Raw genomic sequence first — 14,885 nt, forward strand, 5'->3', positions numbered from 1 at the left:
TTGCCTGGCGGCTTTAGCGCGGTGGTCCCACCTGACCCCATGCCGAACTCAGAAGTGAAACGCCGTAGCGCCGATGGTAGTGTGGGGTCTCCCCATGTGAGAGTAGGGAACTGCCAGGCATCAAATTTAGCGTGCTGATATGGCTCAGTTGGTAGAGCGCACCCTTGGTAAGGGTGAGGTCCCCAGTTCGACTCTGGGTATCAGCACCACTTTATACTTAGGTTAAAGTTCGGCAAGAAGTAAAAGAATTTGTCTGGCGGCTTTAGCGCGGTGGTCCCACCTGACCCCATGCCGAACTCAGAAGTGAAACGCCGTAGCGCCGATGGTAGTGTGGGGTCTCCCCATGTGAGAGTAGGGAACTGCCAGACATCAAATAAGCAAAAAGGCCATCCGAAAGGATGGCCTTTTTGCGTTTATGCGCCGAAAAAACGGTAGGCCGGGTAAGGCGAAGCCGCCACCCGGCAGAGCAAAAGACTAGTGAATCACCTGCGACAGGAATGCTCGCGTGCGTTCTGACTTTGGATGCGCAAAGAACTCATCCGGCGGTGCCTGCTCAACAATCTCCCCGCGGTCCATAAAGATCACCCGGTCGGCCACGGTTCGCGCAAACCCCATCTCATGCGTCACACACAGCATGGTCATACCGGATTGCGCCAGCCCAATCATGGTGTCCAGAACCTCTTTCACCATTTCCGGATCCAGGGCAGATGTCGGTTCATCAAACAGCATAATTTTCGGTTTCATACACAGCGAACGGGCGATAGCCACACGCTGCTGTTGGCCACCCGATATCTGGCCAGGGAATTTATTGGCATGCTCTGCGATACGTACACGCTCAAGGTAGTGCATGGCTAATGCCTCCGCTTCCTTTTTCGGCATTTTTCGTACCCAAATTGGCGCAAGCGTACAGTTCTGCAGAACGGTCAGGTGCGGAAACAGATTAAAGTGCTGAAATACCATTCCCACTTCCTGACGTACGCGTTCGATATTGCGGATATCTTCATTCAGCTCGATGCCATCAACCACAATGCGTCCTTGCTGATGTTCTTCAAGATGATTAATACAGCGAATGGTTGTGGATTTTCCGGAGCCCGAAGGGCCGCAAAGGACAATGCGCTCTCCCTGCTTTACCTTAAGATTAATGTCCTTCAGGACATGAAATTGTCCGTACCATTTATTCACATTTTCCAGCGTAATCATCGCGTCGGCGGGTGTCATAGTTATTTGGCTCATAATTTCCTCAGTGCGGTGTACGCCCGGTGTTAAAGCGCTTTTCCAGATGCTGGCTGTAGCGCGACATGCTAAAACAAAAGATCCAGTAGATCAGAGCTGCAAAGACATATCCTTCGGTGGACATACCCAGCCAGACAGGGTCAACGGTTGCCTGTTGCACGCTGCTAAAGAGATCGAACAATCCAATGATGATCACCAGGCTGGTATCCTTGAAGAGGGCAATGATCGTGTTGACCAGACCCGGGATGACCAGCTTGAGTGCTTGTGGAAGAATGACCAGTCCCTGCGTTTTCCAGTAACCAAGAGCCAGTGATTCCGCCGCTTCGTACTGGCCTTTAGGCAACGCCTGCAAACCACCTCGCACAACTTCAGCGACATAGGCGGACTGGAAGAGAATCACCCCCACCAGGGCACGGATCAGCTTGTCGATAGTGGTACCTTCTGCCATAAACAGCGGCAGCATGACCGACGACATAAACAGAACGGTGATAAGCGGTACGCCGCGCCAGAACTCAATGAAGATAACGGAGAGCACGCGGACGATCGGCATTTTTGAACGCCGTCCCAGGGCCAGTAGAATCCCCCACGGTAAAGCACCGGCTATCCCCACTGAAGCGATAATCAGCGTCAGCGTCAGCCCGCCCCACTGGCGTGTTTCAACGCGTTCCAGCCCCAGGAAACCGCCATACAACAGCGCCCAGACAATAATCGGATAAACCACTGCCCAGACGGCAATATAGCGTCCACGATGAGGCAGCTTTTTCCAGAACATGGCCGCGACAGAGAGCAGGCCGATAACCAGCGCCAGATTAATCCGCCAGCGCTGTTCATGCGGATACAATCCATACATAAACTGGCCGAAGCGCTCATGAATAAACACCCAGCAGGCGCCGGCTTTTGTGCAGTCTGCTCGGGTTGAACCGACCCAGTTTGCCTGTAAAAACGCCCAGTTCAGCAGGGGAGGAATCAATTCCCACATGAGCCACAGGCAGACAATCGTCAGCAGGCTGTTACTCCAGCTGGAGAACAGATTCTTACGCGCCCAGAGAATGAAACGTCCACCTGTCGAGTTGGCAGGGCGCGAGGAGTGCGACAGTATCGCTTTTGTCATCATAGATCCTTAGCGCTCGACCAGTGCTATACGGCGGTTATAAAGGTTCATCAGCAGTGAAATCACCAGGCTGATGATCAGATAGACAGACATCGTGATGGCGATGGTTTCAATGGCTTGTCCGGTCTGGTTAAGCACGGTTCCGGCGAAGAGTGACACCATATCCGGATAGCCAATGGCAGCGGCCAGCGACGAGTTTTTGACAATATTGAGATACTGGCTGGTCAGGGGGGGAATGATGACCCGTAAAGCCTGCGGAATAATGACCTGGCGAAGCGTCACGGTATGGGGTAATCCCAGCGAGCGTGCCGCCTCGTGCTGTCCATAAGGAACGGCCTGGATCCCTGCACGGATAATCTCTGCGATAAACGCGGACGTATAAATCGACAGCGCCAGCGTCAGGGCTGCCAGCTCGGGAATTAATACCATCCCGCCCTGAAAGTTAAAGCCACGCAGATGTGGAATGTCCCAGTGCAGCGCGGCCCCAAACAGCCAGTGTGCGATCAGCGGCAGGCTAACGATCAGGACGACAGCCGTGGGCCAGGTTCTACGGAGCTGACCGGTTTTTATCTGATGCTTGCGGTTAAAACGGAATACCCCCGCAGAGAGCGCAAGCGCTATCACAATCGCGCCGATAAAAGCGTACAGGCCTTCACCCGGCTGAGGAGAAGGAATGGACAACCCACGGTTACTCAGGAAAAACAGCTCAAACGCGTCGACGGCCTGACGGGGACCGGGAAGGTTACGCAGTACGGCGAAATACCAGAAGAAGATCTGCAGGAGCGGGGGGATATTGCGGAACGTCTCGATATAAACAGTCGACAGTTTCCGCAGGAGCCAGTTTTCAGAAAGACGCGCCAGGCCAATAAAGAAGCCCAGTATCGACGCGAAGACGATACAAAGCGCCGATACCAACAGCGTATTCAGTAAACCGACCATGAACACGCGTCCGTACGTGTCACCCTCCTGGTAATCAATAAGGTGCTGAACAATACCAAACCCCGCGCTGCGGTCTAAAAACGCAAAACCGGAGGTAATACCGCGGTTATTCAGGTTGGTGATGGTGTTATGGATGAGATACACGGCGATGAGAACAACCGCAACAATAGCAATAATCTGGAATAGCCAGGCGCGGACCGCGGGATGAGAAAAGGATAGCGATCCTTTTACGGCTGAGCGGCGATGGGACATAAAGAAACCTCAGTAACCATGACTCTGGAGTGGGCACTGCCGGAGCAGTGCCCGTTACAGCTATGACTTAACGTACTGGTGGTGCGTACTGAATACCGCCGTTGTTCCAGAGATTGTTCTGGCCGCGTTTGATCTTCAGCGGGCTTTCCGATCCCACGTTGCGCTCAAAGATCTCAGAGTAGTTGCCCACCTGTTTGATGATGTTATAAGCCCACTTGTTATCCAGCTTCAGATCCTTGCCGAAATCACCTTCTGTACCGAGCAGGTGTGCCATATCCGGGTTGGATGGCTTAGCGGCTTTTTCATCAACGTTTTTGGAGTTGATGCCCATCTCTTCTGCGTTCAGCATGGCAAACAGCGTCCAGCGAACAATGGAGAACCAGTCTTCATCACCACGACGAACGACGGGGCCGAGAGGTTCTTTGGAGATCACTTCAGGCAGGACAATCCACTCTGCCGGGTTGCTCAGCTTAATGCGTAAGGCATACAGCTGTGACTGGTCAGAGGCCAACGTGTCGCAACGGCCGGATTCCAGCGCTTTGGCCGATTCATCCGAGCGGTCGAATGTCACCGGGGTGTATTTCATGTTGTTTGCTTTGAAATAATCCGCGACGTTCAGCTCGGTATCGGTGCCCGCCTGGATACAAACGGTGGCACCATCCAGTTCCTTGGCGCTTTTCAGGCCGGCTTTATTGTGGGTCAGGAAGCCGATGCCGTCATAATAGGTCACGCCCGTAAATGACATCCCCATGCCTGCATCACGGGAGGAAGTCCAGGTGGTATTACGGGAGAGCATGTCGACCTCGCCAGACTGCAGCGCCGTAAAGCGTTCTTTCGCCGTCAGCGGGGTATATTTTACTTTGCTGTCATCGCCAAAAACGGCGGCTGCAACGCCACGGCAGACATCCACATCAATACCGGTAAATTTGCCGTTCGCATCGGCATAAGAGAAGCCAGGCAAACCGTCACTGATACCACATTGAACAAAACCTTTCTTTTTAACGGCATCCAGTGTCGTTCCCGCATGGGCTTGACCGGCTACGGCAAACAACATGCCTGCAGCGGCCAGGCTGGCTATCATCGTCTTTTTCATAATGCATCCTGTGTGGCGAAATTTATCGTTATAGAGGCGTTTTTAAACGCTTAACCTGTCTGTGGCTTTGGCCAACGTTTATAAAGCAAACGTAATGCCAGTTTTGCGTTCGATAAAATAAGAGACGAGTGAACGCTTAATGCTGAGTGTAGACAGGCTTAAATAAAACGAGCGCCCCGAAACGGTGCGAAATTACAACCTGTGCCACAAATCGGAGCAAAAGTTTTGAGTCGGGTCAGCAAAAAGAAGAGATAGTTTCCAGGGTGAATATTGGCAGGGTATTCAATAATATTAATGTGTGAAAATCATCACGATAGAATAAGTAATTTGAATGAGTATGCGAAAAAGTTGTGACTGACTTCAGGCTTAGATTAATTACGTGAATAAATACGGGGCTATTTTTTTACTTATTTGAAAATACTGCACTCATTGAAAGCAAAAGCGCGGCCAGAGCCGCGCTTTCTCAACAGATGTTACTTCGTCAGGGCAACAATACCCAGCGTCAAACCCGCTACAGCGGCAGCACCGCCGGCGATAGCACCCGCAGTCTCCCAGTTATCCTGGGTGGTGCCTTTCATACAGGTATTGGTATGAACCAGTCGGCCCTGGTCGTCGTAAACCGGTACACATGGAGAGTCGTGCGCGCAACCAGCAAGCAGCGCAGCGAGAAGTGCAACGGAAATGAATCTTTTCATGATGTTACCTCAGTATTATTTCTCATCCGCTATAAAGCCAGGAGGGCTATTAACGAACTGGAGGTTATTTTACCACCGGGGTAAGTCCTCGTTACACGAGGAATAATCTCAAATTATGTAGTTTGTAAAAATCGTGGAGAAAAGTCGGTTTCAGGAGGAATTAATGGAGACATTATGGAGTTGCAAGAGACTGTTTTTACTTAATGCAAATCATCATATTCTTAATGCTTCCTTTATGAAAACCTAATTCGTTGTTTATGTTAAAAATGAAAAGGCACCAAAGGTGCCTTTTCAGGGAACATTACTCTTTATGGTGAGTAAACCGTCGCCGAACAACCACAAAGAAAACGGGCACGAAGAAAATCGCCAGAAGCGTTGCGGAAAGCATTCCCCCCATAACGCCCGTACCGACGGCGTTTTGCGCGCCGCTCCCGGCACCGGTGCTGATCACAAGCGGCATGACGCCAAGGATAAAGGCCAGAGACGTCATCAGGATCGGTCGAAGTCGCATCCTGGAAGCTTCCAGCGTGGCTTCAATAATGCCTTTGCCTTCTTTATCCATCAGGTCTTTAGCAAATTCGACGATCAGGATGGCGTTTTTCGCCGATAAACCAATCGTCGTCAGCAGACCGACCTGGAAATAGACGTCATTATTTAATCCGCGCAGCGACGCTGCGAGAAGCGCCCCAATGACCCCCAGCGGCACAACCAGCATGACGGAGAACGGAATGGACCAGCTTTCATACAGCGCTGCCAGGCACAGGAAAACTACGATCAGTGAAATGGCGTACAGTGCAGGCGCCTGGTTACCCGAGAGACGCTCCTGATAAGACATCCCCGTCCAGTCATAGCCGATGCCGGAAGGCAGTTTTGCCGCGAGGCTTTCCATCATAGCCATGGCCTCACCGGTACTTTTACCCGGAGCGGATTCACCCAGGATCTCCATAGAGGGCATCCCGTTATAGCGCTCCAGACGAGGTGAACCATAGACCCAGTGAGCGTTGCTGAAGGCAGAGAACGGGACCATTTCCCCATTCGCGCTGCGCACGTAAAGGTTGTTAATATCGCCTGGCAACATACGGAATTTTGCGTCGGCCTGGACGTAGACCTTTTTCACGCGCCCATGATCGATAAAGTCGTTCACATAGCTGCCACCTAAGGCCGTCGAAATCGTCTGGTTGACGTCAGAAAGACTGACGCCTAGCGCCTGCGCTTTCTCCTGATCGACATCCAGCTTGAACTGAGGCGTATCTTCAAGACCGTTAGGGCGCACGCGAACCAGCAGGTCAGGGTGCTCTTTCACCATGCTGAGCAGTTGGTTACGCGCCTGCGTCAGCTGGGTATGCCCCAGGTTAGCCTGATCGATCAATTCAAAGTCGAAGCCCGTGGCTGTACCCAGCTCAATAATTGCAGGCAGGTTAAACGGGAACACAAGGCCATCTTTAATCTGACTGAAGGCTTTCGTCGCGCGACCCACAATGGCTTCGACACCATTTTCCGACCCCGGGCGCTCCTCCCAGGGCTTCAGGCTGACGAATGCAATACCGGAGTTCTGACCCTGGCCGCTAAAGCTAAAGCCGTTTACGGTAAAGACGGATTCTACGTTCGCCTTCTCTTTGTTCAGATAGTAATCCTGAACCTGGTCGAGGACCTGCTGAGTACGCGTCTGGGTTGCACCTGCCGGGAGTTGAACCATCGTCATAAACACCCCCTGATCCTCTTCGGGTAGGAAGGAGGTGGGCAAGCGCAGGAAGAGCACCGCCATACCACCGACAATAATGACGTACACCACCAGATAGCGCCCTGTCTTACGCAAAATACCGCTCACGCTGTTGCTGTAGTGCTCCACGCTTTTATCAAAGAGCGCATTAAACCAGCCGAAGAAACCACCTTTTTTATCATGATGGTCGCCGGATATGGGCTTAAGCAACGTTGCGCAGAGGGCGGGCGTCAGGATTAGCGCAACCAGTACGGATAACGCCATGGCGGAAACGATAGTCAGCGAGAACTGGCGATAGATTGCCCCCGTCGAGCCGCCAAAAAAGGCCATCGGAATAAAGACCGCCGAGAGCACCATGGCGATCCCGACCAGTGCGCCCTGGATCTGCTCCATCGACTTCTGCGTGGCCTCTTTCGGCGGCAGTTTGTCCTCGACCATGACGCGTTCAACGTTCTCAACGACCACAATAGCGTCATCGACCAGCAGACCTATCGCCAGCACCATGCCGAACATCGTCAGGGTATTGATGGAGAAACCGAATGCCGCCAGAACCGCAAAGGTACCCAGCAGAACCACCGGCACCGCGATAGTCGGGATGAGCGTCGCCCGCAGGTTTTGCAGGAACAGGTACATGACCAGGAAGACGAGAATGATTGCTTCAAACAGGGTCTTCACCACTTCGTGAATGGAGATTTTCACAAAAGGGGTGGTGTCATAGGGATAGACGACTTTCAGCCCCTGCGGAAAGAACTGCTGCAGCTGCGCCAGCTTGCTCTTAATGGCTGCCGCAGTGTCCAGCGCATTTGCCCCGGTTGCCAGCTTAATCCCCAGACCGGTTGCCGCCTGCCCGTTGATTTTAGTGACCATGTTATAGTTTTCGCCACCCAGCTCAATGCGAGCCACGTCCTTCAAATGAACCATCGAGCCGTCCTGGTTCACCTTAAGCGTCACGCGGCCAAACTCCTCAGGTGATTTCAGGCGGGTTTGCGCGATGATTGAGGCATTCAGCTGCTGCCCTGGAATGGACGGCGTTCCGCCCAGCTGGCCTGCCGCTATCTGGTCGTTCTGCGTTTTCAGCTGGTTGATAATATCCTGCGGCGTCAGCTGGTATTTGTTCATCGCGTTGCTGTCGAGCCAGATGCGCATCGCATACTGAGCGCCAAACAGCTGAACGTCACCGACACCAGACGTTCGGCTGATGGCATCTTTGACGTTCGACGCGACATAGTCAGAGATGTCATTCTGCGTGAGATTTTTGTTGTCTGAAACAAAGCCGGCAACCAGCAGGAAGCTGCTGCTGGATTTCTCCACGCCAATCCCTTGCTGCTGTACCTCTTGCGGCAGCAGCGGCATGGCGAGCTGCAGCTTGTTCTGCACCTGCACCTGGGCGATGTCCGGATCGGTTCCTGACTCAAAGGTCAGGGTTATGGTGACGTTACCCGCTGAATCGCTGGTGGAGGACATATACATCAGCTTATCGATACCGTTCATGTTCTGTTCGATAACCTGGGTCACGGTATCCTGCACCGTTTGAGCGTCAGCTCCCGGGTAGGTCGCGGATATTGCCACGGCGGGAGGGGCAATGGTCGGATACTGTGCGACGGGAAGTTTGAGAATGGCCAGCCCGCCTGCAATCATCAAAATGATGGCAAGTACCCAGGCGAAAACCGGTCTCTGAATAAAGAAATTAGCCATGTCCTCGTCCCTTAACCGGCTGGCGTCGTGGTGGTATCCGGCGTGGCAACGACGGTTACCCCCGGTCTGACTTTCTGTAGCCCGCTGACAATCACGCGGTCACCGTTTTTCAGCCCTTCCGTCACCAGCCAGCGATCGCCAATTGCCTGAGGGGCCACGACGGTTCGCGGCTCAACCTGGTTTTTATCGTTCACCACCAGGACGGTCGCATCGCCTCGCGGTGTTCGGGTCACGCCCTGCTGTGGTACCAGAATCGCATCCGGCTGGGTGCCTTCATCAATGCGGGCGCGAACGAACATGCCGGGTAACAACAGATGATGAGGGTTCCGGAAAATGGCGCGCAGGGTAATCGAGCCGGTACTTTCATCGACCGTGACGTCAGAGAACTGCAATGTGCCTTTCAGCGGATAGAGCTGCCCGTTCTCCATCAGCAGCTCAACGCTGCTGGCGATATCACCTTTTTGCAGGCTCGTCTGTTTCAGGCGCATAAAATCATTACTGGACTGGGTGACATCAACATAAATCGGATCGAGCTGCTGGACCGTTGCCAGCGCTGCGGCTTGCCCGTTCGTCACCAGTGCCCCTTCGGTCACGCTGGATTTCCCGATACGACCATCAACCGGAGAGGTCACTTTGGTGTAGGCAAGGTTGATACGTGCGCTTTCAACGCCGGCTTTTGCGGCAACCACGCTGGCATCTGCCTGCTGAGCCGTCGCCACGGCCTGGTCATACTCCTGCTTACTGACATACTGGGTGCCTACCAGCGGGAGATAACGTTTCACCGTCAGGTGTGCAATATTGGCCGCCGCCTGAGCCTTCGCCAGTTCGCCTTTCGCGCTGTCATAGGCTGCCTGATAGGTCGCAGGATCAATCTGATAGAGTGACTCGCCCGCTTTTACATCGCTACCCTCCGCGAAGTTACGGCGAAGGATAATGCCGCTAACCTGAGGACGAACTTCCGCAACGCGAAATGCATCTGTTCTGCCCGGGAGTTCAGTGGTGACAGCCAGGGGCGCGCTTTTCACAATATGCACGCTGACCTGAGGCGCCTGCAGATGTTGTTGTTGATTTTCCTGACCATCGCATCCAGTGAGCAGTACCGTGCAGACAATGAAACCGGATAAGGGCAAGCGTCTGAAATGATTCGTCATTACTGTTCCTTTAAATACCCATTAACCGATATATGTCGCGAATCGGTAGCAGGGGGCAGAGGGATAAAAATAAAATGTAGCTGCGTATAATAATGAGGGTATTTAATGTTTTTTAATTTATAAGTGCGAATGACCATGCTTGTAGAAGAAAATCAGAATTAGACAGGCTTCATTCTGGGATATAGTTCAGGCATGTTAACCCGGTAAATGAGTTTAATATTTTATAATTATTCATTCCGTCAATTTAATTAATTGGATGTATTTGTATTAATTATAAATCAAGATGGGTGACTTTTTTTGTGCAAAATTAAAACGGATTTTAGTGAATACTTACATTTGCATGAACGCAATATGACCTTTAAACCTTGTGAGTAACGAGTAGTTGCCTATGGCGCGTAAAAAGAAAGAAGAGGCTCAACAAACCCGGCAGCAACTGATCGAGGCGGCTATCGGACAGTTTGCCACGCGTGGCGTAGCCAGCACGACGCTGACGGATATCGCTGATGCCGCTAAGGTGACGCGCGGCGCGATCTACTGGCACTTCACCAGTAAATCTGAAATATTTAATGCCATCTGGGAACACCAATTACCGCTTCGCGACATTATTCACGACAGGCTTTCGCTTTCCGATAATGACGATCCATTGTTAAAACTTCGTGAGCAATTTATTACTGCTCTGCAGTATATTGCCCATGAGCCCCGGCAATGTGCGCTTTTACAAATTCTGTATCATAAGTGTGAATTTAGCAGTGATATGATTTCTGAGCGTGAAATCAGAAAGCGTATCGGATTCAACGATGACACGCTACGTGCCGCGCTGGAGACCTGTATTTCGCGGAACATCATTTCGCCACAGGTGAATGTTGATCTCACCTTAATTGTATTTCACGGTTTTTTTAGCGGAATAATCAAAAACTGGTTAATGAATAACGACAGTTTTAACCTTTATCAGCAGGCTCCCGCTCTGGTCGATAGCATACTGGCGACACTCCCGGTTATTCGCGTGTCGCCAGATGAGGGGGCTTACTGCTCAGCGCCAGGTAACATTTCCCCTCGGGCACAAAGTGCTTCTATGGTCTGCGCGCTGACGGGTTTACCTAACAGATAACCCTGAAGAGTGTTACAGCCAAGCTCGGTTAAAAAGGCTTGCTGCGCTTCGGTTTCCACACCTTCAGCCACGACTTTCAGGTTAAGTGTTTTAGCGAGAGCCACAATTGCTGAGACAATAGTGGCATCCTCGCTCTCGCCGCTGAGCTCTTTCACAAACGCCCTGTCGATTTTCAACTCGCAGGCCGGTAAGCGCTTGAGGTACAGCAGGCTCGAATATCCGGTGCCAAAATCATCAATGGAGGCCTTCACGCCTGCATCCGTCAGCTCTGTCAGCACGCGTACGCTCTCATCCGGGTTGCTCATCGCCGTGGTTTCCGTCACTTCGAGGATCAACATTTCCGGTGGCACCTGGTGAAGTGCCAGGCAGTCGAGAACCGTTTTAACCAGCGAAGGTTGTTCAAACTGCAGTGTCGACAGATTTACCGCCATTGACCAGCTTTGATGCCCCTGGAGATGCCATTCCCGCAGCTGGCGGCAGGCTTCATTAATCACCCAGTTGCCAATGGGGACGATTAGCCCCGTTTTTTCCGCCAGCGGCAGAAAAAGGTCCGGCGTCAGTAGCCCCTGCTTAGGATGCTGCCAGCGCAATAATGCCTCGAATCCGAGGACCGGGCCCGCCGGGGCGTGAAATTTTGGCTGATACAGCAGGCGCAGCTCATTGCGATCGATCGCCATCCACAGATCGTTCATTAACTGGAGATGGGTCTGCGCCAGGGTGTTCATGGAGGGCTGGAAAAAGTGGTAACCGTTACGGCCCATATGCTTTGTGTGATACATCGCCGCGTCGGCGTTAAACATCAGCTCACGCTCGGTTTTGCCGTCGTGAGGGTAGAGCGCGATACCAATGCTGAGGGTCACTACCAGTTCATAGGGGCTGAGATTGAACGGGCTATCGATCGCGCGCACCAGCGAATTTGCCAGCGATGCCGCGTCGTCCGGACCTTCTCCCTCTGCCAGCAGAACAAATTCATCACCGCCGATACGTGCAAGGGTGAACTGGCCTTTCAGGAGAAGCAGCAGACGCTGCGTAACGGCGACCAGCAGTTTGTCACCGACATCATGGCCGTAGGCATCATTGATGGCTTTAAAGCCGTCAAGATCCATGAACATCAGGGCAAAGTGGTTCCCTTCACGATCGGCTTTGCTGATGGCCTGATCGAGTCTGTCTTCCAGCAGGATACGGTTAGGCAGACGCGTCAGGGTATCGTGTAGCGCCAGTTGAGCGAGTTCCCGGTTAGCTTCTGCCAGCGACGAGGCCAGAAGGGCGGTGCGTGCCTGAAGGCGGGCATCCAGCATCGACACCAGCAGGGTGATCCCAAGAATAGAGAGCGCGACGACGCTGACCAGCACCGCCAGCCAGCTCCCGTTGATACCCTCATGGTGAACCATTGTGGACATCGGAAACTGCGCCGCTTTCATCCCGGCATAGTGCATGCCGGCAATGGCAATTCCCATCGTGATGGCGGCACCCATGCGCATCAGCACGACCTGCGCGGCTTCGCGACGCAGGCGGAAGGTCAGCCATAATGCCGCGAGCGAAGCGGCAAGCGCAATCACGACCGAAATGGCCACCCAGACCTTGTCCCAGATAATCCCGGGCATCACTTCCAGCGCCGCCATGCCGGTGTAATGCATAGCAACAATACCGCTCCCCATCACCAGCGCGCCGGGCAGCAGTCGGCGCAGGCGTAGTTGCTCGCAGCTCACGAGCCATAGCGCAAACAGCGACGAACCTACGGCGATGACCATGGATAGCACCGTCAGGGTGGCGTTGTAGCTCATGCTCATGGAGAGGTCCATCGCCAGCATGCCGATAAAATGCATGGCCCACACGCCGATGCCCATAGCAATACCGCCGCCAGCCAGCCAGACGCGGGCAGCGACGCCCTCACTCCCGGCGACGCGTGCAGCCATGTTCAGCGCGGTATACGCAGCAAGAATGGCAACAACAAAGGAGAGGACGACAAGGATATGGTTGTATTGGCTGACCAGCATGGACGGTTCTACTCGAGTGTGGGGTTACGCTAGAGCGGTTGAGAAGGGCGAGACATTATCACCGTCAGGTAATGGCTCAAAGGGATTTAAATCCCCGTTTTTAGTGGGTAATAACGGGGTGGTTTGCGCAATCGGGCGGTTAGTCGAGCTCTGAGCAGTTCACGAGTTTCAGCGGATTAACGGAGTTCATATTGCGACACTTATCGGTTTCGGTGCTCATCAGTTCAATCCACTGCATCAGGAGTGTATCGAAAATGAGAACGGAGATTGCAAAGACAACCAGCCACCAGTATTTACGAATCATTGTGTCATTCCGCGAGAAAATCGCCAGTAAGGTGGGGGAAATATACACGAAAAACCGTGGTTTAAAAGCGGGAGAGGCGAAGGTTTACAATGCGTTGACGGAGAGGCACAGGTAATAAAAAAGGCGCTTCCCCATGCCGAAGAGCGCCTTTTTAAACAAGCATTTAACTGATTAGTATCAGTTCATGCCGTATTTTTTCAGTTTCTTACGCAGAGTACCACGGTTGATACCCATCATCAGCGCAGCGCGGGTTTGATTACCGCGGGTGTATTGCATCACCATGTCCAACAGTGGCTGTTCAACTTCAGCCAGTACCAGCTCATACAGGTCATTAACATCCTGACCGTTTAGTTGAGCAAAATAGTTCTTCAGTGCCTGTTTAACCGAGTCACGCAGGGGCTTTTGAGTTACCTGGTCCTGAGAGTTAACGGTAGAAACGGTCAGTACGTCAGAATTTACGCGTTGTTCGAACATAGTTCTGTCAGCTCTTTATTTCATTACGCAAGATTTTCGAAGTATGCCTCCAACGCCTCCAGCTGTACGCTGGCATCCTCTATGGCGTTGAATGTGCGCCGAAACTGGTCATCTGGAGCGTGCTCCTGGAGATACCAGGAGACGTGTTTACGCGCAATTCGGTACCCTTTTGCCTGACCGTAGTGGTCATGCAGTTCCCGAACATGCGAACAAAGCAAGCGCTTAACCTCTGCCAGAGGCAGCGGAGCAAGCAGCTCCCCAGTGTCCAGATAATGCTGGATTTCCCGGAAGATCCAGGGTCTTCCCTGAGCTGCACGTCCTATCATCAGAGCATCAGCTCCCGTATAGTCGAGTACAGCCCTGGCTTTAAGCGGGTCAGTTATGTCGCCATTCGCGATAATCGGAATGGAAACTTTCTGCTTAACTGCCCGAATGCTGTCGTATTCAGCTTCACCGTTGAACAAACAGGCGCGAGTGCGTCCATGGATGGTCAGGGCCTGAATGCCACAGTCTTCGGCCAGTTGGGCAATCTCTACACAGTTACGGTGTTCCGGCGACCAACCCGTGCGAATCTTCAACGTAACAGGAACGTCCACCGCGCTGACAACCGCCGTCAGGATAGCTTTCACCTGGTCGGGGTATTGCAGAAGGGCTGAACCTGCAAGCTTGCGATTCACCTTTTTGGCCGGGCACCCCATATTGATATCAATAATCTGGGCACCACTTTCCACGTTAATCCGCGCGGCATCTGCCATCTCTTCAGGCACGCTTCCGGCAATTTGCACGGTGCGAATACCTGGTTCATCAACGTGCACCATCCGAAGGCGGGATTTATCGCTTTCCCAAACCTGCGGGTTAGACGACATCATCTCGGATACGGTTAAACCGGCTCCCATCTCATAGCACAGCGTCCTGAACGGCCGGTCTGTAATACCTGCCATTGGGGCTGCGATCAGGCGATTTCTAAGCTGGTGGTGTCCGATGCGCATGAGTTAAGAAATGACCATACTGTGACTGCAAGGCGGCGTATATTACGCATTTTTTGCACGAGATGAAAGGCCAAACTTTGAACAATCCACTGTTGTAGATCAAGGAATCGCCGCCCAATCTTTC

12 protein-coding genes, 1 tRNA gene and 2 rRNA genes are annotated in these 14,885 nt (G+C 52.7%); 4 read left to right on the forward strand and 11 right to left on the reverse strand.

Going from position 1 to position 14,885, the window contains the following annotated elements:
- Positions 1-3: 3 nt before the first annotated feature.
- From rrf (P346_RS11735) to rrf (P346_RS11725), 3 genes are all read left to right on the forward strand, one after another.
- A 5S ribosomal RNA gene (rrf, locus tag P346_RS11735) occupies positions 4-119 on the forward strand.
- Between the two features lie 14 nt (positions 120-133).
- Positions 134-209: transfer RNA gene (locus tag P346_RS11730), tRNA-Thr, on the forward strand.
- Between the two features lie 43 nt (positions 210-252).
- A 5S ribosomal RNA gene (gene rrf / locus P346_RS11725) occupies positions 253-368 on the forward strand.
- Positions 369-474: 106 nt separating this feature from the next.
- Here rrf (P346_RS11725) and P346_RS11720 read toward each other — a convergent pair.
- The 7 genes from P346_RS11720 to P346_RS11690 form a co-directional block, all read right to left on the reverse strand.
- On the reverse strand, positions 475-1,233 hold the full coding sequence (locus P346_RS11720) for an amino acid ABC transporter ATP-binding protein (RefSeq protein ID WP_014171880.1): 759 nt from the start codon (positions 1,231-1,233) through the stop codon (positions 475-477).
- Between the two features lie 7 nt (positions 1,234-1,240).
- Positions 1,241-2,344: an amino acid ABC transporter permease gene (locus tag P346_RS11715; RefSeq protein ID WP_032659636.1), complete on the reverse strand. Its 1,104-nt coding sequence runs from the start codon at positions 2,342-2,344 to the stop codon at positions 1,241-1,243.
- 9 nt (positions 2,345-2,353) lie between these two features.
- Positions 2,354-3,535 carry an amino acid ABC transporter permease gene (locus P346_RS11710; RefSeq protein WP_032659638.1) on the reverse strand — a complete coding sequence of 394 codons (1,182 nt, stop codon included), beginning with the start codon at positions 3,533-3,535 and terminating at the stop codon, positions 2,354-2,356.
- 67 nt (positions 3,536-3,602) lie between these two features.
- The gene (locus P346_RS11705; RefSeq protein ID WP_024906309.1) at positions 3,603-4,628 is read right to left on the reverse strand and encodes an amino acid ABC transporter substrate-binding protein; all 1,026 of its coding nucleotides are present in this window, start codon (positions 4,626-4,628) and stop codon (positions 3,603-3,605) included.
- A 473-nt stretch (positions 4,629-5,101) separates the two neighbouring features.
- Complete coding sequence (locus P346_RS11700; protein ID WP_008502867.1) at positions 5,102-5,323, reverse strand: lipoprotein; 222 nt, start codon at positions 5,321-5,323, stop codon at positions 5,102-5,104.
- A 301-nt stretch (positions 5,324-5,624) separates the two neighbouring features.
- Entirely contained in the window at positions 5,625-8,738 is a 3,114-nt protein-coding gene (locus P346_RS11695) for an efflux RND transporter permease subunit (protein WP_032659640.1), read from the reverse strand.
- 11 nt (positions 8,739-8,749) lie between these two features.
- On the reverse strand, positions 8,750-9,889 hold the full coding sequence (locus P346_RS11690; protein ID WP_032659643.1) for an efflux RND transporter periplasmic adaptor subunit: 1,140 nt from the start codon (positions 9,887-9,889) through the stop codon (positions 8,750-8,752).
- 388 nt (positions 9,890-10,277) lie between these two features.
- Between P346_RS11690 and envR the strand changes: the two genes are divergently transcribed.
- On the forward strand, positions 10,278-10,997 hold the full coding sequence (gene envR, locus P346_RS11685) for an acrEF/envCD operon transcriptional regulator (RefSeq protein WP_032659645.1): 720 nt from the start codon (positions 10,278-10,280) through the stop codon (positions 10,995-10,997).
- On the opposite strand, the gene P346_RS11680 is transcribed toward envR, so the two are convergent.
- The 4 genes from P346_RS11680 to dusB all read right to left on the reverse strand — a co-directional run bounded on the left by P346_RS11680 (position 10,913) and on the right by dusB (position 14,761).
- Positions 10,913-12,994, reverse strand: a complete 2,082-nt coding sequence (locus P346_RS11680) for a putative bifunctional diguanylate cyclase/phosphodiesterase (RefSeq protein WP_032659648.1) — start codon at positions 12,992-12,994, stop codon at positions 10,913-10,915. The genes envR and P346_RS11680 overlap by 85 nt on opposite strands.
- 139 nt (positions 12,995-13,133) lie before the next feature.
- Positions 13,134-13,298 (reverse strand): DUF2556 family protein, encoded by a 165-nt coding sequence (locus P346_RS11675; RefSeq protein ID WP_023309432.1) that lies wholly within the window; start codon positions 13,296-13,298, stop codon positions 13,134-13,136.
- A 177-nt stretch (positions 13,299-13,475) separates the two neighbouring features.
- The gene (gene fis / locus P346_RS11670; protein ID WP_000462905.1) at positions 13,476-13,772 is read right to left on the reverse strand and encodes a DNA-binding transcriptional regulator Fis; all 297 of its coding nucleotides are present in this window, start codon (positions 13,770-13,772) and stop codon (positions 13,476-13,478) included.
- Positions 13,773-13,795: 23 nt separating this feature from the next.
- Positions 13,796-14,761: a tRNA dihydrouridine synthase DusB gene (gene dusB, locus P346_RS11665; RefSeq protein ID WP_023309409.1), complete on the reverse strand. Its 966-nt coding sequence runs from the start codon at positions 14,759-14,761 to the stop codon at positions 13,796-13,798.
- Positions 14,762-14,885: the final 124 nt, after the last annotated feature.

It is taken from the genome of Enterobacter sp. DC1, from assembly GCF_000568075.1.
Lineage (GTDB): Bacteria > Pseudomonadota > Gammaproteobacteria > Enterobacterales > Enterobacteriaceae > Enterobacter > Enterobacter asburiae.

Excerpts from the sequence above, each read along its gene's own strand:
- P346_RS11720 (WP_014171880.1), bottom strand. The coding sequence starts at position 1,233 with ATGAGCCAAATAACTATGACACCCGCCGACGCGATGATTACGCTGGAA.
- P346_RS11715 (WP_032659636.1), bottom strand. The coding sequence starts at position 2,344 with ATGACAAAAGCGATACTGTCGCACTCCTCGCGCCCTGCCAACTCGACA.
- P346_RS11710 (WP_032659638.1), bottom strand. The coding sequence starts at position 3,535 with ATGTCCCATCGCCGCTCAGCCGTAAAAGGATCGCTATCCTTTTCTCAT.
- P346_RS11705 (WP_024906309.1), bottom strand. The coding sequence starts at position 4,628 with ATGAAAAAGACGATGATAGCCAGCCTGGCCGCTGCAGGCATGTTGTTT.
- P346_RS11700 (WP_008502867.1), bottom strand. The coding sequence starts at position 5,323 with ATGAAAAGATTCATTTCCGTTGCACTTCTCGCTGCGCTGCTTGCTGGT.
- P346_RS11695 (WP_032659640.1), bottom strand. The coding sequence starts at position 8,738 with ATGGCTAATTTCTTTATTCAGAGACCGGTTTTCGCCTGGGTACTTGCC.
- P346_RS11690 (WP_032659643.1), bottom strand. The coding sequence starts at position 9,889 with ATGACGAATCATTTCAGACGCTTGCCCTTATCCGGTTTCATTGTCTGC.
- envR (WP_032659645.1), top strand. The coding sequence starts at position 10,278 with ATGGCGCGTAAAAAGAAAGAAGAGGCTCAACAAACCCGGCAGCAACTG.
- P346_RS11680 (WP_032659648.1), bottom strand. The coding sequence starts at position 12,994 with ATGCTGGTCAGCCAATACAACCATATCCTTGTCGTCCTCTCCTTTGTT.
- P346_RS11675 (WP_023309432.1), bottom strand. The coding sequence starts at position 13,298 with ATGATTCGTAAATACTGGTGGCTGGTTGTCTTTGCAATCTCCGTTCTC.
- fis (WP_000462905.1), bottom strand. The coding sequence starts at position 13,772 with ATGTTCGAACAACGCGTAAATTCTGACGTACTGACCGTTTCTACCGTT.
- dusB (WP_023309409.1), bottom strand. The coding sequence starts at position 14,761 with ATGCGCATCGGACACCACCAGCTTAGAAATCGCCTGATCGCAGCCCCA.